Raw genomic sequence first — 17,010 nt, forward strand, 5'->3', positions numbered from 1 at the left:
TTTCGGAATCACATGAATGAGCGGAAATCATCTGGGAACCGGTCGCAGGCTGAGGCGATTGATGCACGCAGAGCGTTCCTGTTGTTTGCAACGCTCCTTTTGTTCTGGATCCTTTTGAACGGGTCATTGGCGTTTGGCACGTTGACGGCCGGCGCCGTCGCTGCGGGCGCAATAACCTTTCTGTTCAAAGACAGCCTGTCGGTTTTCTCCGGATACCGCATCATGCCTGCGTCGCTTGTGGCAAGCGTCCGGTTCGTGGCCTTTTTCTTTCGCGAACTGGTCCGGGCGAACCTGCAACTGGCCCGCCTTGTCTTAACCCCGTCGCTTCCCATCCGCCCGGCCATCGTGCGGGTGCACACGGGGCTGAAAAGCCCGGTGGGCCGACTTCTGCTGGCAAACGCGATCACCCTGACACCTGGGACGCTGTCGGTCGAGATCAAGGGTGAATGGCTCTATGTGCACTGGGTTTCGGCCGAAGCGGGCGCAGAGGTTGCGACCGCCCGGATCGCCGCGGGCTTTGAGCGCTATTTGGAGGTCATGTATGGTTGAGATCATCCTGACACTGGCGGCGGTATGTGTCGGACTGGCCTTTCTGCTTGCCCTGTATCGTTTCGTGATTGGGCCACAGACGGTCGACCGCGTGATCGGTTTTGATGTGCTGACCATCATCTCGATCACCGGGATCGTTCTGGCGGCGCTTCTGGCGCAACGGGTCGTGTATCTTGACGTGGCGCTGGTCTATGCACTGCTGTCGTTTCTTGGCGTGATCGTCGTGGCGCGCTATTTGGAAGGGGGGCAATGATGGACGTCATCGGTGCCCTGATCCTTCTTGCCGGGACTGTGTTTCTGCTGTTGGGCAGTCTGGGGCTTTTGCGCATGCCCGACGCCTATAACCGCATTCAGGCGGGCACCAAGGCGGCCACGCTGGGCACCTTGCTGACGCTGTTGGGCGCTGCAATCCTGATGCCTGCCTGGTGGGCCAAGCTGTTGCTTATCGGGTTGTTTTTGCTGTTCACCAATCCGCTGTCGTCGCAGGTTCTTGCGCGCGCGGCGCATCGCAGCGGCGCAGCGCTGGCCCCGCAAACTGGCGTGGACCATCTGGCTGAAGACCGGGAGGATCTGTCATGAGTAACATCCCGTTTGTCATGGCCTTGCTTCTGGCTGTCGCGATGATCGCCGCCGCCCTTGTCGCGGTGCGCGCGACCGCCACGGTGGGTGCGGTGCTGGCGGCCGGGCTTGTCAGCCTGTTCGCCTCGGTGATGTTCCTGCTTTTGGCCGCGCCCGACGTGGCGATGACCGAGGCGGCGATCGGATCGGGCCTGACAACCTTCCTGTTCTTCTTCGTCATGGGGCGCATCCGGCGTGAAGGGGGCGGAAATGATTAGGAAGTTTGCCTCTGTCGTCCTGCTGCTGATCCTGGGATACGCCTTTTATTCTCTGGTGGCGGGTTTTGTGCCGGATGGCGAGCTGAACCGAAGTGCCGCCTATTACGCCGAGAATACCGCGCGCGAAACCGGGGCGCAGAACATCGTCACCGCGATCATCGTCACCTATCGCGGGCTTGATACGCTGGGCGAAGTGACGGTGTTGTTCCTGACCGCCGCCATCGTCGCACAGGTGTTGTCGCACAGCCGGGCACCAGCGGGCACGCGCGGGTCGGGCTTCTTGCCCGCGGGGGAATTGCTTGAGACCGGAACGCGGCTTCTGGTGCCACTGATCCTGCTGTTCGGTGTCTATGTCTTCGTCAACGGCCACTTGACCCCCGGCGGCGGCTTTCAGGGCGGCGCGATCCTGGCCTCGGCGATGTTGCTGTTGTTGCTGGCGGATCCCATGCGTCGGTTCAGCCACCGCCTGATTGCGAAGGTCGAAAGCATTTCCGGCCTCACCTATGTCGCGCTGGGCGTGATGGGCCTGGTCCTGGCTGGCGGGTTCCTGGACAACCGCATCTTGCCCCTTGGCCAGTTCGGCGCGCTGTTCTCGGCCGGGGCCATTCCACTGATCTACAGCCTGATCGGGCTCAAAGTGGGCGCGGAATTCAGTTCGATGCTTGAAAGCCTTGAAGAAACGGAGGATCGGTGATGATCACGATTGCCATGACCACCGGGTTTGTCCTGATCCTGATCGGCCTTTACGGGGCGCTGACCAATACGAATATCCTGCGGATGATCGTGAGCTTCACCATCGCGTCAACCGGGGTGAATGTGGTGCTGGTGTCAGTGGGATATATGCCGGGGCGCACCGCTCCGATCCTTGACGACGCGGTGCCGGTCGGGTCCGCAACCACCAGTATTATCGACCCGATACCGCAGGCGCTGGTTCTGACCGCGATTGTCATCGGGCTTGGGGTCACCGCGCTGATGCTGGCCTATGCCTACCGGCTGTTTCGCATTCGCCAAACCCTCGACATCTCGAAAATCGTGGAGCTGAAATGGTAAGCGCCATCTTCATCATTGTCGTCGGGCTGGGGGCGGCCTTTGCGCTTGGCCTGCTCAAGGACAGCTGGCGCAACGGGGCCTTTGCGCTGACCATGGCCGCGCTTGCCGTGATGAGCTGGATTTCGATCAGCTGGCTGGGCGCGCTGGCAAGCGGCGCGGCCCAACCCACCGATATTCTGACCGCGGGCGTGCAGCCGCCGTTTGCGATCAACCTGCGCGTGGGGCTGGCCGAGGCCGGGCTTTTGAGCGTCATCACTCTGACCGGGCTTCTCTCGGCGCTGTATCTGCGCGACGCGCTGATGCAGCAGGGGCGCCGGTCGATGGCGGTGCTGTTGATCGCGATCATGGCGCTGTCGGGCATCGTGTTGACCCGCGATATCTTCAACCTGTTCGTTTTCTTCGAATTGATGGTGATCTCGACCGGCGGCTTGGTGCTGCTGTCGGATGATGAGCGCGCGATCGGTGCGGGGTTCAAATACCTCGTGGTGACGCAGGTGATCTCGATCCTACTGCTGGTCGGCATCATCTTTACCTATCACGCGCAAGGGTCGCTCAATATCGACGACTTCGCTGCGCAACCACTGGCCGCCAAGGGCGCAGGGCTTGCCTTCTTCCTGCTGCTGATGGCCCTTGTGCTGGAACTTAAACCCTTTCCGGCGAACGGTTGGGCGCTGGACATCTATGAAAGCGCGCATCCGGGGTTCTCGGCGATCTTTTCGGCCGCGTCGGGCACTGCTGCGGTCTATGCCGCCGACAAGGTGCTGGCGACCGGCGGGGCCGAGTGGCTGCCGCTGGCCACGTTCATCGGGCTGTTCACCTTCCTTGCCTCGAACATCCTGGCGCTGCGGCAGGACAACGATCGACGGTTGCTGGGCTACAGCTCGGTTGCGCAGATTGGCCTGGTGCTTGCCGTTATCGGGCAACGCGACATCCTGGGCGACCAGTTCCTTTACATTGCCGGAGGCATTCTGATCGCCCATGCGGTCGCCAAGGCGGGGCTGTTCTGGATTTCCGGCGTGATCACCCGGCGCGAGCTGACCGCCTGGACCGTTCTGCGCCTCAACCCGCCGCTTGTGGTCGCCTTTGCCACCTTCCTGGCCATGCTGATCGGCCTGCCGCCATTCCCAGGCTTCTATGCCAAGTGGGAGCTGGCGCATCACCTTGTGGCCGAGGGGCGGGTCGCGGTGCTGGTCCTGATCCTGATCGGTGCGCTGATCGAGGCGGGATACCTGTTTCGCTGGTTCGGCCTGGCGATCAAGCGCGAGGCCCCGGTTGCGCGGCCGAAATATGCCCCCGGCAAGGTGTTGGTGATCTATGCCGCCGCGCTGCTGGGCTGGTATGCGGGATACCGCTGGGGCGCGTTGTCGCAATATGACAACCTGCTTCAGGCGATGCCGTTGATGGTCGCCCTGGGGTTCCTATTGATCGAAGGTCTGCCTGCGCGGATCAAGAACGTCATTGCAATCGCGGCGCTGTGTGTCTGGTTCTGGCTGAGCTATGGGTCCTTTGACCCGCTCCAGATGATCTTCGGCGTGATCTTCATGATCGGCGGCGCGGTGATTTTCCTGGCAAGCTTCCATGAAACGGGCAGGCGGCTGGGGTTCTACCCGCCAGCGATGCTGATGTACGCGGGTCTGGCCATGCTGATCGTGGCCGAAAGCTCGTTTGCCTTTTTCGCGGCCTGGGAAGTGCTGACCATCGGGTCCTATTTCCTGATCCTGCGGGGTAAGAAATCCGAACCGCACGCGCTGTCCTATCTCATGTTCTCGCTGGGCGGGGCCTTCGCGATCCTGCTTGGTTTCGCGCTGGCCGCGGGGGGCACGGCCCCGTTGGCGATTGCCGATCTGGCACAGGTCACCGGGGCTGTTGCGCCGTGGGTCTTTGTCCTGCTTGCCATCGGCTTCATGACCAAGACCGCCGCAATCGGGCTGCACATCTGGCTGCCCGGCGCCCATGCCGAGGCCGAAGCTGACGTGTCACCGATGGTGTCAGGCGTGCTGCTCAAAGCGGGACTTTACGGCATGTTCCTGCTCTTGATGACGATGGGGCGTCAGCACCTTTTTGGCGTTGACCTGACCTATGTGCTGCTGTGGATCGGTGCGCTCAGCGCGCTCTTGGGCAATCTGATGGCGATCTTTCAGGAGGACGCCAAGCGCCTGTTGGCCTACAGCTCGATCGGCCAGATGGGCTATGCGCTGTTCGGTCTGGCGATGATGAACCATCTGGGCTGGCTGATGGCGCTGATGTTCGTGATCAACCACTATGTCTATAAATCACTTCTGTTTCTGTCGGTTGGTGGTGTCGCCAAGCGCACCGGCACGCGGGACATGTACAGGATGGGTGGATTGATCAAACTGATGCCGCTGTCCTTCATCGCGGTGTTGATCGGCATCATCACGATGTCAGGCGTGCCGCCACTGTCGGGCTTTGGCGGGCGCTGGATCTTCTACAACGCGATCATGACCGCCGATGCCCGCCTGCCGATGGTGCTGGTGTTCCTGTCAGGCCCCATCGCCTTCCTTTACCTGTTCCGACTGATCCACACGATCTTCCTGGGGCAGCTGAAGGATGAACATCGTCAGCTCAAGGATGCGCCGTTCTGGATCCTGCTGCCGCAGATGATCTATGTGGCCTTCCTTCTGGGCTTTGCCGTCCTGCCCGGCATGGCGCTGCGCAGGGTCGACGCCTATATCGGTGAACATTTCACCGAACAGGGGCTGAGCTGGGAGGGGCTGACCATCACCAGCGAGTTCGGATACTGGAGCCCGGTGCAGATCATGATCGTGATCGGCACGATCTTCACGCTGCTGTTCCTGCTGCTGCTGGCGCTCAATCACAAGGCGCAGTGGGTGAAGCAATTCAACATCGTCTATGCCGCCGAGCGCCCCTTCCGCCCTGAGACCACGCATTTCGCCTGGAACTTCTTCGCGCCCTACCGCCGCGCGCTGGGCTTTCTGCTTGCACCGCTTGTCACCCGGTTCTGGGGCGCGATCACCAACGCGCTGCATGAAACTGCCGAGTTCACCCGGAAATTGTATACTGGGAATGGGCAGACCTATGCGGTGCATGTGCTGGTCTTTGTCGTGGTTCTTTACCTGGTCGCGGGGGGCATCTCATGAGCTTTGAATGGATCCAGATACCCTATGCGCTCCTGACACTTCTCATCGTGTTCGTCTACGGCGTGTTCATGACCACAATCATTCGCAAGATGGGTGCGCGGGCAGGGGGGCGCTATGGCATCCGGCTGTATCAGACCTTTGTCGATCTGGCCAAGAACTACGCCCTGCGCAGCCATATCTCGCATGGGATCATGTTCTACCTTGGCCCGGTGTTCCGGCTGACCGGCGGTGTCGGGCTGATCCTGTTCGTGCCGACGATCTATGGTTCGGTGATGCACCAGAACTTCGCTTTTGCGGGTGACCTGGTGCTGGCGCTTTATTTCGTCTTCTTCGGCACGCTGGGCATGGCCCTGGGCGCGGGCGAAAGCGGCCATCCCTATTCGGCCGTGGGCATCACGCGGGGGCTGTCGCAGATGACGGCCGCCGAACTGCCCTTCGTGCTGGCGGTGTTCGCCGTGTCGCTGCAATACCAGACCCTGTCGATCACCGAGATCGTCGCGGCCCAGCAGGGGGGCTTTTTGAGCTGGACCCTGTTCACCAACCCCATCGCGGTGGTCGCCGCGATGATCGGGTTTCTCGGCACCATGATGCGCTCTCCCTTCGACGTGTTCCTGGCGCCGCAGGAAATCCCCATCGGCCCGCCGACCGAATTCCACTCGGCCTACCTTGCCCTGATGCAGACCAACCGCATCCTGTTCCCCATCGCCAAGATCGTGATCTACATGAACCTGTTCTTTGGTGGGGCGACGAACTGGCCGGTGTTCTTCCTCAAGGTCTTCCTGATCTATCTGGTTTCGGCCCTGGTCGGTGTGGTGTTCCCACGCTTTCGGGTGGAACAGTCGATCCGCTTTTTCCTCATCTGGGGCTTGCCGCTGGGCATCCTCTCAATCCTGATTGTGTGACGCCATGAAAGACGAAAAATACACCCCGCTTCCGCGCCGCCCGATCGGGCTGGACCGTGAAGAGCTGAAAAAACGAACGGTCACGGCGCCCGACGGACAGACCTTCGAGGTCGATCCGATCCGGGATTATTACTGCCAGGACGCGCCCAAGGCGCACCAGCGATCTTACATCAAGATTGTCGAGGATTTCTTCAACTGGTGCCGGGCCGAAAGCCTGTGGATCCTGGGCTATGGCACAGGGTGCGGCGCCATCGAGATGCGCCCGCTGATGACACCCCGATTTGACGCCTACCGCTATGGAATCCAATGGCGGCCGACGCCCCGGCAGGCCAACCTCTTGATGATTTCGGGCTACCTGTCGGTGAAAACACTGAAACGCGCGATCCGGTCCTATGAGCAGATGCAGAACCCGAAATACGTGGTCGGACTGGGGTCCTGCACCATCAACGGTGGCATGTACTGGGACAGCTACAACACCATCAAGAAGCTTGATGAATACCTGCCCGTCGACCTCTACATCGCCGGCTGCATGCCGCGGCCTGAGGCGCTTTTGGCCGGCTTCGAGGATCTCAAGAAGATCATCAAGGCTGGCGGCGGCGAAGGGGCGAACAAATACGCCGAAAACTTCGAATGGTACAAGGCAAACCAGAAATCCGTGATCAAGGATTGGGATATGCCGGATTACAATTGGTGAGGGATATGCGCGCGCTTTACGACAGATTGAAAGACCGGTTCCAGCTTGGGGAGCTGACGCGGCAGCGCCCCGATCTGGGCTTTGTCACGGTCGGGCGCGACCACCTGCGCGCGCTGCTGGTTGAACTCAAGGACGTCGAAGGTTTCACCCATCTTGTCCTCTTCACCGCGGTGGACTGGCTTGAGGATGGGCAGTTTCAACTGACCTATCTCTTGAACAACCGGGCCACGGCGCAGGACCTTGGCGTGCGGCTTATGATCCCGCGTGAGGGCGCCAGCATGGACACGATCCACGACCTCTGGCCCACTGCCGAAACCTACCAGCGCGAGCTTTATGAGATGTTCGGGATCGATTTCCCCGGCAGCCCACGGGTGGATGAGGATTTTATCCTCGAAGGCTGGACCGATCTGCCGCCCAACCGGCGCGATTTCGATACCAAGGAATACTCCGAAGCCACCTTTGCCGAACGCGCGGGACGCGAAAGCCATGATCCGCGCGACCACATGAAACAAAAACTGTATCCGGACGGGGAGTGAGATGTTCAAAATCGAACCAGACCGCAGCCAATACCCCGCGCATAACCCCGACGGATCGTGCGATATCGACCTGTCGTCGGGCAAGTATGTCAAGATCTGGCACGGGCCGAACCACCCCGGCATCACCGGCAACATGTCGCTTGAGCTGACCATTTGCGGTGACGAAGTGGTCGAGGGCAGGACACGCGTGGGTTACCTGCACCGCGGCTTTGAAAAGCTGATGGAGCGGCGCACTTTCATCCAGGTCTTTCCCATCGTCTGCCGGGTCTGCGTGCCCGAGCCTGATCTGAACGAATACTGCTATGCCGCCGCGATTGAGGAACTGGCGGGCATCGAGGTGCCGGATTACGCCAACTGGATGCGCACGCTGATCCTCGAGATGGGCCGGTTCAACAGCTACATGATGTATCTGGGTGGTCAGTCGGGCAGCCTGGGCATGGGCGTGATCGGCCAGTGGACCACCTATGTGCGCGACCTGATGCTGGACCGGTTCGAGGAGTTGACCGGCGCGCGCGTCTATCACATGTTCATCCTGCCCGGCGGCGTGCGTGACGTGCTGCCGGACGGATTTGCCGCGCGGATGGAAGAAACGCTGAAGACCGCCGAGCGCTATCTCGACGATGTCGACAAGGTGATGTTCCAGAACGCGGTGTTCAACAAACGCACCCGTGGCGTGGGCTATATCGACCCGGCGCTGTTTGACAGCTATGGCGTCACCGGCCCCACCGCGCGCGCGGGCGGGGCGACCACCGACGTGCGCCGCGATGCGCCCTATCTCAAGTATGATGAGTTGGATTTCGAACCGGTGACGGGCACAGACAGTGATATCTGGGCGCGGGCCGATGTGCGCCGCCGGGACACGCGCCTGTCGATCGACCTGATCCGCCAAATCCTGGTCAAGATGCAGAAGCCGGGCGAGTATTTCGCCAAGATCCCCAATGTGTTGCATTGGAAGATCCCGTATGGCGAGACCTATATTCGCGGCGAAAGCTCGCGCGGGGAATATGGCTATTACCTGGTCACGGACGGCACCGGGTACCCGCGTCGCATCAACGTGCGCGGCCCCAGCTATACCCATGCGATGGCGCTTTTGGAGCGGTTGATCGTGAACACGAACATCTCGGATGTGGGCGCGCTGATGGTGTCATTGCACACCTATCCGCCTGAGATCGAAAGGTAGGGACACAATGCGCGACGTACTCTCACCCTTCACGGCATGGAAACACCTGTTTCGTGAACCGGTCACGGTGCTGGACCCGCTGAACGACCGTCCGGGCGCCGACCGCTATCGCGGGTTCCACCAGAACGATCTGGAAAAGTGTATCGGCTGCGGCACCTGTGAGGTGATCTGCCAGAATGCCGCCATCGACATGGTGCCGGTCTCGGACCCCGAGGATGGGGATTCCGGTCTGCGTCCGATGATCGACTATGGCCGCTGCTGCTGGTGCGCGCTGTGCGTTGATGTCTGCATGACCGGGTCGCTGACAATGTCGAACGATTATGTCTGGGCCGACGCCAACCCGGATGTGTTCCGCTTCACCCCCGGCGTGGACCCCAAGCCGTGGAATGAGGAAGAAAAGGGATACCAACGCCCCGGCGCGCGCGTTCTGGCCAGCACCGAGCGCGTGCATATGGGCGAACGCACCGCCAAGGACCGGATCGACAATTTCGAGGAAATAGTCGCGGGATACACCCGCGAAGAGGCCATGATCGAGGCCGACCGCTGTGTCGAGTGCGGGTTGTGCGTTGCCACCTGTCCCGCGCATATGGATATCCCCGATTACATCAAGGCAATCCGCGAACAGGACTACGACAAAGGGCTGCAACTGCTGTATCAGACCAACCCGTTTTCCGAGGTCTGCGGTCGCGTCTGTACCCACAATTGCGAAACCGCCTGTGCAGCGCGCCACGATGGTGACCCGATCGCCATCCGCTGGCTGAAACGCCATATCACCGATGAGGTTCCTTATGAGCGTTATGTCGATCTGATCGGAAAACCCGAGGCCGCCACGGGCCGCAAGGTGGCCATTGTCGGCTCTGGCCCGGCTGGGTTGACCACGGCCTATGACCTGGCCCGGATGGGCCACAAGGTCGTGGTGTACGAGGCGCGCAAATCCCCCGGCGGAATGCCGCGATATGGCATCCCCGAATACCGTCTGCCCTATGACATGCTGGATCGTGACATCGACGTGATCCGCGCCATGGGGGTCGAGATCGTTTGCAATACGCGGATCGGTGAGGACATCACGATGGAGACGCTTCGGGCGGACAACGACGCCGTCGTTCTGTCAATTGGCCTGCACCTGGGCCGCTCGACCCGCATTCCTGGCGCGGAAAGCCCCGACGTGGACACCGCCGTGCCGCTGTTGCGCAAGATCACCGATGGAGAAGAGGTTCCGGTGCCCGAAAAGCTTGTCGTGATCGGCGGCGGCAACGTGGCGATGGACATTGCCCGGTCAATGGCGCGGCTGCAACAGGTAAAACACGGCAAGGTCGGCGTGACCGTCACCGCGCTTGAGAGCTTCGACCATTTCCTGGCCGACGCAGACGAGGTGCGCGAAAGCCGGGAGGAGGGCATCGAGATTTTCGACGCCCGTGGCCCGCAGGAAATCGTAACCTTCAAAAGCGGCAAGCGCAAAGGCCGTGTCAAGGGTCTGCGCACCTGGCTGTGTGACAGCATTTTCGACGATCAGGGCCGGTTCAACCCGCATTACGATGAAAGCGATGAGCTCGTGCACCCGGCCGACATGGTGATCGAGGCGATCGGTCAGGCGGCGGATGTGAGCATTCTGGGCAAGGACCTGACAGAGGCGCTGGAGTGGACCCGTGGCCGCATCCGGGTGGATGTGGACGGCCAAACCTCGGAACCCTGGCTGTGGTCGGCCGGAGATTGTGTGAACGGCCCCGATGTGGTGCATGCCGTCGCCGACGGACACCGCGTGGCCCAAAGCATCAACGCCATGCTGGCTGCGAAAGAGGAGGCTGCGACATGAGCAAAGCCAAGGCCCTCAGCAAAATGACGACGGTGGGCGAGGTGCTGGAAGCAGCCGCCGAATTCGACCGCGAAGCGCACAGCTTCTATACCGACCTGATCCCACGGATATCAAAGAACATCCGCTATTTGGTCGAAGACCTGGCCCGTGACGAGCTGCGCCACATCCGGATGCTGTCAAAACTGGCCAAGAACCCTGAAGTTGCGGCGCATATGCAAGACGAGATCAAGCGCCCCCAGGCGGACCGCAAGTTCACCGACGCGGCACACGCGCCGGAATTGGGCGACAACCCGGATGATCAGGAGGTGCTTTTGTATGCCCTGGCGCGCGAGCAGATCGCGATCGAGGAATACAGCGAGCTTGCCGAGAATACCGAGCCGGGCCTGCTGCACGACACGTTTCAGTTCCTTGCCAATGAAGAGCGCAAGCACAAGGCCGATCTTGAGGCGTTGTATTACGAAATCGTGCACACGGCTGCTGCGCCATTGCGCCACAATCGCCAACACTAAAAGGACCCCCGCCAAAGGGAGGGGGCTGGGGCCTGACGCCGCGCCATCGTAGCGGCGCGGCGCCAGGCGTCGTATTGCGTGGCTACAGCTTTTCCATCAGCCAGGTGGCTGTTTCCCGGCTGCTGTGCAGGGTTTCAAGCTTTTTCTCGAGCCGCTCGCGTTTGCCCGGCTTTGTCGTGGCAGCCAACTCATCGATCAGGTCAGCTTCCTTTCGGGTTAGCTTGTCGATGATCTTTTGCACGTGTTTGGGTTCGACCTTCTTGGCCTTTCCCTGTTTCAGCCGCTTTTGGTATTCTTCCAACTTGGCCGAGATGTCTTTCATCGACATGGCGTTCTCCTTTGCGGTCCGCAGACCCTGCAATGATGATGTCTCATTTTCATGACAGCTCCTGAGCCATAGAGTCGGGAGCGTCGTCTTCCAATTCATCCTCGTCCATCGCCAACAGGCGCTCGACCTCTTTCATTGGACCCTCGACTTCGGCGAAATATACACGAGCGGCCTCCAACATGTCCTTCATGGCGCGGTAGGCATAGCCCGCGTCGTTCGAGAACGACGTGCCCGCATGCGCCGACAGGCCGCCACTGCGGATCAGGGTTTCCACCAGGTCGCTGGTGGCGCGCTTGTCGCGCTTCACCCGTTTGCGTTCCTCTTCCAGCCACAGGCTGGAGCGGTCTCCCGGCTCGGTCTCGGCCATCTTGTGGTACTCGACCATGATCCGCGCCAATTCGGTGCGCAACGTGTTGTAGGCCTCTGTCACGGTGCCTTGGTCGGACGAGGTATAGAGCGTTGCGTTCGAGCGCATGTGCTTGACCTCTTTCACCGCGCCAACCATCCGCTCGGCTGCTTCGCGCAGCTTGTGAATCCGGTTGACGGTTTCCTCGGGCATGCGGCCCGACGACACGCGGGTGATAAACTCCACGATGGCGGAATACAGCACCTTGATCCGGGTTTCATAGGCCTCGTCGATGTCCATCTCGAACGGGCGTTTTGCGCTGGCGACATAGGCCTCGATATCTTCAGCTTCATACAACTCGTGCCGATGCAGGTTGAGCCCGTGAGCGATTACCTCGATCGCATTGTCGTGCAGGTGCCCGACCTCCTTGAACAGGGCAAGTTCGATCGCGGCGGGGAAGCCTTCGATCGATTCCGAAATATATATCGGCTGGCTGATGTCCGGCGTGTCCTCTTTGATCGTGCGCTCAAGGAATGCAAGCAGGCGCTTCATCACGGGCAACATGATCGCCACGCCCATCGTGTTGAAGATGGTGTGGAACACCGCCAGTTTCAGCGCATAATCGTCCTCGGCAATGCCCACGAATGCGCTGACCCCATCCACCGCGTCGCGGATTGGCGATATCAGGACCAAGGCCACACCGGCGGTGATGACGTTGAAGATCAGGTGCGCCAGCGCAAGCCTTCGCCCCTGGTAATTCGCTGTCATCGCGCCAAGGATCGCGGTGATCGTGGTGCCGATGTTGGCACCAATCGCCAGCGCCAGCGCGTTCTCATAGGAAATCTGCCCCGCGGCCAGCGCGGTGATGATCAGAACCAGAGTTGCGTGGCTGGATTGCATGACCACCGTCGCGGCCGCGCCCACCAGCGTATAGACGACAAGACCTGCAAGGCCGGTCATCGCAAACCGCGTCAGGTCGAACTGGTCCTTGAAGGCCTCAAACCCTTCTTTCATGTAGTGGATGCCCAGAAACAGGAAACCCAACCCCGCCAGGACAAAGCCGATCCCGCGCAGGTATTTCGATCTTTGGAACACCAGAACGATGGCAACGGCCAGCATGGGCAAAGCATAGGCCGAAATCTTCACCTTCAGACCAAAGCCCGCAACCAGCCATGCGCCGGTCGTGGTGCCGATGTTGGCGCCAAAGATGATCCCGACCCCGGCGGCCAGGCTGATCAACCCGGCCGACAGGAACGAGATTGTGATCACTGATACCAGTGACGAACTTTGCATGATCGTCGTGGTCAGAACGCCGAAGCTGAGAGACTTCAGCGTTGACCCGGTGGCGCGTTCCAGAAGACGTTCCAGGAACCCGCCGGAAAACAGCTTGAACCCGTCCTCCAGCATCAACATCCCGAACAAGAAGATCGCCACGCCAGCGGCGATCTCTTGAAAGTCAGGTGATATCCAGAAACCGAAGACCAGGAACCCCAGAATGACCGGGAGTAACAGCCGTTTCATGAGACTATTCATTTCGTTAACTATCCAATTCTGTCTACGGCAGCATCATGCCGCGCAGGGCGAAATAGAAGATGGCGGCGACAATGGCCGAAATCGGCACGGTGATGATCCAGGCCGATGCGATCTTGAACAGCGAGGAACGCTTTACCAGCTGACGCTTCAGCGCCTTCTGCAGCTCCTTGCGCTGGGCGGCACTGATGACGGCCTCGGGACCCATCGCTTTCAGATCGTCCAGAATGCGCTGCTTATCTTCCGGCGGTGCGTTTTGGAAGGTGCGCAGCACTTCTTCCACGTCGTCGAAATGCGGGTCACCTTCGTGGCGATGCAACACGTCTTCGACCACACGGCCAACACGCTGTTCTAGGAATTCGCGCAGGAAACCAACGCCGAACACGCCGCCAAGGGCCACGTGGGTCGAGCTGATGGGCATCCCCAACTGGCTTGCAACGATCACGGTGATGGCTGCGGCCAGAGCGATACAGAAGGCGCGTGAGCGGTCCAGCTCGGTGATTTCCGAGCCGACGGTGCGGATCAGTTTCGGCCCGAACAAGGCCAGACCGACCGAGATGCCGATCGCACCAATCACCATGACCCACAGCGGGATGGCAACCTTGGCACCACCGTCGCCTTCGCTCAGTACGTCGACGATACCGGCCAACGGACCGACCGAGTTCGCCACGTCATTGGCGCCATGCGCAAAGGACAGCAGGGCGGCTGCGAAAATCAGCGGCATCGTGAACAGCTTGTTCACGCCATCGCGGTTATTGGGCAGTCCAGGTGCTGCGCGCCGGATCATCGGACGCACAATAAGATAGATCAGGATGCCCACGACCAGACCGGCGATCACCGCGGCCGGGAATGACACCTTGATCAGGTGCTTGACGCCCTTCAGCGCGATATAGGTGGTGAAGGCCCAGCCCATGATGCCAATCATCAGCGGCACGACGCGTTGCGCGGCCGCAAGCGGATCGGGTTTGAAAAACACTGTTTTCTTGAGGAAATACAGCGAGCCTGCGGCAATCACACCGCCGGTAACAGGTGAAATGACCCAGCTGGAGGCGATCTTGGCCATAGCGTCCCAGTTGACGATGTCCCAACCGGCAGCGGCAATGCCTGCGCCCATCACACCGCCCACGATCGAGTGGGTTGTGGACACCGGCGCGCCCAGCCATGTGGCGACGTTGAGCCAGATGGCAGCGCCGAGTAGCGCCCCCATCATCACCCAGACAAACACATCCGGGTTGGCGATATCCGCCGGGTCGATGATGCCCTTTTTCACCGTAGACACCACGTCGCCGCCAGCGATGATGGCGCCTGCGGCCTCAAAAATGGCGGCGATCGCGATCGCCATCGTCATTGTCATCGCAAACGAGCCCACGGCGGGGCCGACGTTGTTTGCAACGTCATTCGCGCCGATGTTCAGCGCCATGTAGGCGCCGATCACGGCAGCGGCGATCAACATGAAGGATTGATCGAGGTGGGCGAATTTCATGCCGGTGTAGATGATGACCCCGACGATAAAAATAATGGCCGTTCCCAGACGGCCAACTTCGGAGCGTGACAGATCAGCGGCTGCCTCCACCTTCAGGTATTCTTTCAACTTCATGCGGTGTGTCCCCCATTGCATAAATATCCATCCCCAACCGGTGGTCCGGCCGAGCGCGCGCAATTAACCCTCATCAGGTTGTTGCCCGCCTTGGAAGTGAGTCTAACAGGTCGAGCCTTTTTCGGCTTTGTTTCATGTCAAACGACACATTGCTCTGAAAGGGCAAGAACGCTTGGCGCGACCGGGTGGCGACGCCCATACTGGCATGACGAATCAAGGAGATTTCGTTTGGCCCATGTAACGCCCCCGGCCCACCGGTTCCGCACATGAACATCCTGTTCATCATGTATGACCAGCTGCGCTTTGACTATCTGTCCTGCGCCGGTCATCCGCATTTGCACACCCCCAATTTCGACCGTGTCGCGGCAATGGGCGTGCGGTTTACAAATGCCTTCGTGCAATCGCCCATTTGCGGTGCCAGCCGGATGAGCTTTTACACTGGGCGCTATACCTCGTCGCACGGGGCGCAGTGGAACGGGTTTCCGCTCAGGGTCGGGGAACACACGATGGGCGACCACCTGCGCAAGCTGGGCATGGGCTGCCACCTGATCGGCAAGACGCATATGGTGGCCGATGCCGAGGGCATGGCCCGGTTGGGTCTGTCGCCCGACAGCATGATCGGCGCCCGACAGGCTGAATGCGGCTTTGACAGCTGGATCCGCGACGACGGTCTGTGGGGCGAAGGGCCGGATGGGTTTTATGATGCGAAGCGATCGCCCTACAACGAGTACCTGAAGTCCAAGGGCTACCCCTCTGACAACCCCTGGTCCGATTTTGCCAACGCAGGTGTGGACGAAGACGGCGACATCGCGAGCGGCTGGATGTTCAAGAACGCCGACAAGCCCGCGAACATTCGTGAAGAGGACAGTGAAACGCCCTGGCTGACGCGCGAAACCATCGCGTTCATCGAACAGGCCGACCAACCCTGGTGCGCGCATGTGAGTTATATCAAGCCGCATTGGCCCTATATCGTGCCCGCGCCCTATCACGCCATGTACGGGCCCAACCACGTGCCCGCCGCCACCCGCCACGACGCGGAGCGGGAAGACCCGCACCCGGTCTTCGGCGCCTACATGGGCAACAAGATCGCCCAGGCCTTCCAGCGCGACGACGTACGCCAGAAGGTGATCCCGGCCTACATGGGGCTGATCAAGCAATGCGACGATCAGCTGGGTGTGCTGCTGGACTACCTCGAAAAAAGCGACCGGATGAAAGACACGATGATCGTGCTGACCTCGGACCACGGCGATTACCTGGGGGATCACTGGCTGGGGGAAAAGGACCTGTTTCACGATCCCAGCGTGAAGATCCCGATGATCATTCACGACCCGCGCGCCCAAGCGGACGCGACCCGCGGCACCACCTGCGACGCGCTGGTCGAAGCGATCGACCTGGCCGCAACCTTTGTCGATTCAGCGGGCGGCAAGGTGCCCGACCACATCATCGAAGGCCGGTCGCTATTGCCCTGGCTACACGGCGCCACCCCGGACTGGCGCGAGGTGGCGATCAGCGAATACGACTACTCCGCCAGCCCGCAATGTGAAAAGCTGGGGCTGGAGCCCCGCGACGCGCGCTTGTTCATGGTTTTTGACGGTCGGTTCAAGCTGATCCATGCCGAAGGCGGCTTCCGTCCAATGCTGTTTGATCTGCACGATGACCCTGAGGAGTTCCACGATCTGGCCAAGGGCGACGCGCACCAGGCCCAGATCGACCAGTTGTATGACCACCTGGCCCGCTGGGGCCGGCGCATGAGCCAGCGGGTGACCAAGTCCGAAGACGACATCAAGACCTCACGCGGCCGGTCAGGTCGCAAGGGCATTCTGCCGTTCCTGTATGACGGGTCTGAAGTGCCCGATGAACTAACCGAAAAGCTGCGCGGCAAAGCGCCAGGTCGTTTTGTCGACAAGGCGTGAGGCCTGTTTGTCTTCGTGTTAAGGGGAATGTCGCATCACGCGAACAGGTCCATCAGGCGGACCTGTGCGATGCGTTCGACCTGGCGGCAGGCCTCGTCGAATTCGGCG

At 60.6% G+C, this 17,010-nt stretch carries 17 protein-coding genes; 14 read left to right on the top strand and 3 right to left on the bottom strand.

The features are described 5' to 3' along the window. The first annotated feature begins 99 nt into the window (after positions 1–99). The 13 genes from MN188_RS15770 to MN188_RS15830 are packed head-to-tail and all read left to right on the top strand — an operon-like array spanning position 100 to position 11,188. On the top strand, positions 100–549 hold the full coding sequence (locus tag MN188_RS15770; RefSeq protein ID WP_242110212.1) for a Na+/H+ antiporter subunit E: 450 nt from the start codon (positions 100–102) through the stop codon (positions 547–549). Then, entirely contained in the window at positions 542–802 is a 261-nt protein-coding gene (locus MN188_RS15775; protein WP_242110214.1) for an MrpF/PhaF family protein, read from the top strand. Before MN188_RS15770 ends, MN188_RS15775 begins: the two co-directional genes overlap by 8 nt. Then, the gene (gene mnhG / locus MN188_RS15780) at positions 802–1,128 is read left to right on the top strand and encodes a monovalent cation/H(+) antiporter subunit G (protein WP_242110216.1); all 327 of its coding nucleotides are present in this window, start codon (positions 802–804) and stop codon (positions 1,126–1,128) included. Before MN188_RS15775 ends, mnhG begins: the two co-directional genes overlap by 1 nt. Further along, positions 1,125–1,385, top strand: coding sequence for a hydrogenase subunit MbhD domain-containing protein (locus MN188_RS15785; RefSeq protein ID WP_242110217.1), 261 nt, complete (start codon positions 1,125–1,127; stop codon positions 1,383–1,385). The genes mnhG and MN188_RS15785 overlap by 4 nt, the downstream gene beginning before the upstream one ends. Next, entirely contained in the window at positions 1,378–2,079 is a 702-nt protein-coding gene (gene mbhE, locus MN188_RS15790; RefSeq protein ID WP_242110218.1) for a hydrogen gas-evolving membrane-bound hydrogenase subunit E, read from the top strand. Before MN188_RS15785 ends, mbhE begins: the two co-directional genes overlap by 8 nt. Next, positions 2,079–2,435, top strand: a complete 357-nt coding sequence (locus MN188_RS15795) for a sodium:proton antiporter (RefSeq protein ID WP_242110219.1) — start codon at positions 2,079–2,081, stop codon at positions 2,433–2,435. Before mbhE ends, MN188_RS15795 begins: the two co-directional genes overlap by 1 nt. Next, positions 2,429–5,554, top strand: coding sequence for a proton-conducting transporter transmembrane domain-containing protein (locus MN188_RS15800; protein WP_242110220.1), 3,126 nt, complete (start codon positions 2,429–2,431; stop codon positions 5,552–5,554). Before MN188_RS15795 ends, MN188_RS15800 begins: the two co-directional genes overlap by 7 nt. Next, entirely contained in the window at positions 5,551–6,456 is a 906-nt protein-coding gene (locus MN188_RS15805) for a respiratory chain complex I subunit 1 family protein (protein WP_242110221.1), read from the top strand. Before MN188_RS15800 ends, MN188_RS15805 begins: the two co-directional genes overlap by 4 nt. Positions 6,457–6,460: 4 nt before the next feature. Further along, entirely contained in the window at positions 6,461–7,150 is a 690-nt protein-coding gene (locus MN188_RS15810; RefSeq protein ID WP_242110222.1) for an NADH-quinone oxidoreductase subunit B, read from the top strand. A gap of 5 nt (positions 7,151–7,155) precedes the next feature. Further along, the gene (locus MN188_RS15815) at positions 7,156–7,686 is read left to right on the top strand and encodes an NADH-quinone oxidoreductase subunit C (protein ID WP_242110223.1); all 531 of its coding nucleotides are present in this window, start codon (positions 7,156–7,158) and stop codon (positions 7,684–7,686) included. 1 nt (position 7,687) lies between these two features. Further along, positions 7,688–8,866 (top strand): NADH-quinone oxidoreductase subunit D-related protein, encoded by a 1,179-nt coding sequence (locus MN188_RS15820; protein WP_242110224.1) that lies wholly within the window; start codon positions 7,688–7,690, stop codon positions 8,864–8,866. Positions 8,867–8,873: 7 nt separating this feature from the next. Next, positions 8,874–10,679, top strand: coding sequence for an FAD-dependent oxidoreductase (locus MN188_RS15825; protein WP_242110225.1), 1,806 nt, complete (start codon positions 8,874–8,876; stop codon positions 10,677–10,679). Continuing rightward, positions 10,676–11,188, top strand: coding sequence for a ferritin family protein (locus MN188_RS15830; protein ID WP_242110226.1), 513 nt, complete (start codon positions 10,676–10,678; stop codon positions 11,186–11,188). Before MN188_RS15825 ends, MN188_RS15830 begins: the two co-directional genes overlap by 4 nt. An 82-nt stretch (positions 11,189–11,270) precedes the next feature. Here MN188_RS15830 and MN188_RS15835 read toward each other — a convergent pair whose 3' ends face one another. The 3 genes from MN188_RS15835 to MN188_RS15845 are packed head-to-tail and all read right to left on the bottom strand — an operon-like array spanning position 11,271 to position 14,989. Next, positions 11,271–11,516 carry a hypothetical protein gene (locus MN188_RS15835; protein ID WP_242110227.1) on the bottom strand — a complete coding sequence of 82 codons (246 nt, stop codon included), beginning with the start codon at positions 11,514–11,516 and terminating at the stop codon, positions 11,271–11,273. 49 nt (positions 11,517–11,565) lie between these two features. Continuing rightward, on the bottom strand, positions 11,566–13,383 hold the full coding sequence (locus MN188_RS15840; RefSeq protein WP_242110228.1) for a Na/Pi cotransporter family protein: 1,818 nt from the start codon (positions 13,381–13,383) through the stop codon (positions 11,566–11,568). A 34-nt stretch (positions 13,384–13,417) separates the two neighbouring features. After that, entirely contained in the window at positions 13,418–14,989 is a 1,572-nt protein-coding gene (locus MN188_RS15845; RefSeq protein WP_242110229.1) for an inorganic phosphate transporter, read from the bottom strand. Between the two features lie 266 nt (positions 14,990–15,255). On the opposite strand from MN188_RS15845, the gene MN188_RS15850 reads away from it, so the two are divergent. Beyond that, entirely contained in the window at positions 15,256–16,902 is a 1,647-nt protein-coding gene (locus MN188_RS15850; protein WP_242110230.1) for a sulfatase-like hydrolase/transferase, read from the top strand. Positions 16,903–17,010: the final 108 nt, after the last annotated feature.

Source organism: Aliiroseovarius subalbicans (assembly GCF_022678625.1).
GTDB classification, from domain to species: domain Bacteria; phylum Pseudomonadota; class Alphaproteobacteria; order Rhodobacterales; family Rhodobacteraceae; genus Aliiroseovarius_A; species Aliiroseovarius_A subalbicans.

Excerpts from the sequence above, each read along its gene's own strand:
- MN188_RS15775 (WP_242110214.1), top strand. The coding sequence starts at position 542 with ATGGTTGAGATCATCCTGACACTGGCGGCGGTATGTGTCGGACTGGCC.
- MN188_RS15815 (WP_242110223.1), top strand. The coding sequence starts at position 7,156 with ATGCGCGCGCTTTACGACAGATTGAAAGACCGGTTCCAGCTTGGGGAG.
- MN188_RS15800 (WP_242110220.1), top strand. The coding sequence starts at position 2,429 with ATGGTAAGCGCCATCTTCATCATTGTCGTCGGGCTGGGGGCGGCCTTT.
- MN188_RS15785 (WP_242110217.1), top strand. The coding sequence starts at position 1,125 with ATGAGTAACATCCCGTTTGTCATGGCCTTGCTTCTGGCTGTCGCGATG.
- mbhE (WP_242110218.1), top strand. The coding sequence starts at position 1,378 with ATGATTAGGAAGTTTGCCTCTGTCGTCCTGCTGCTGATCCTGGGATAC.
- MN188_RS15850 (WP_242110230.1), top strand. The coding sequence starts at position 15,256 with ATGAACATCCTGTTCATCATGTATGACCAGCTGCGCTTTGACTATCTG.
- MN188_RS15840 (WP_242110228.1), bottom strand. The coding sequence starts at position 13,383 with ATGAAACGGCTGTTACTCCCGGTCATTCTGGGGTTCCTGGTCTTCGGT.
- MN188_RS15820 (WP_242110224.1), top strand. The coding sequence starts at position 7,688 with ATGTTCAAAATCGAACCAGACCGCAGCCAATACCCCGCGCATAACCCC.
- MN188_RS15805 (WP_242110221.1), top strand. The coding sequence starts at position 5,551 with ATGAGCTTTGAATGGATCCAGATACCCTATGCGCTCCTGACACTTCTC.
- MN188_RS15845 (WP_242110229.1), bottom strand. The coding sequence starts at position 14,989 with ATGAAGTTGAAAGAATACCTGAAGGTGGAGGCAGCCGCTGATCTGTCA.
- MN188_RS15835 (WP_242110227.1), bottom strand. The coding sequence starts at position 11,516 with ATGTCGATGAAAGACATCTCGGCCAAGTTGGAAGAATACCAAAAGCGG.
- mnhG (WP_242110216.1), top strand. The coding sequence starts at position 802 with ATGGACGTCATCGGTGCCCTGATCCTTCTTGCCGGGACTGTGTTTCTG.
- MN188_RS15830 (WP_242110226.1), top strand. The coding sequence starts at position 10,676 with ATGAGCAAAGCCAAGGCCCTCAGCAAAATGACGACGGTGGGCGAGGTG.
- MN188_RS15810 (WP_242110222.1), top strand. The coding sequence starts at position 6,461 with ATGAAAGACGAAAAATACACCCCGCTTCCGCGCCGCCCGATCGGGCTG.
- MN188_RS15795 (WP_242110219.1), top strand. The coding sequence starts at position 2,079 with ATGATCACGATTGCCATGACCACCGGGTTTGTCCTGATCCTGATCGGC.
- MN188_RS15825 (WP_242110225.1), top strand. The coding sequence starts at position 8,874 with ATGCGCGACGTACTCTCACCCTTCACGGCATGGAAACACCTGTTTCGT.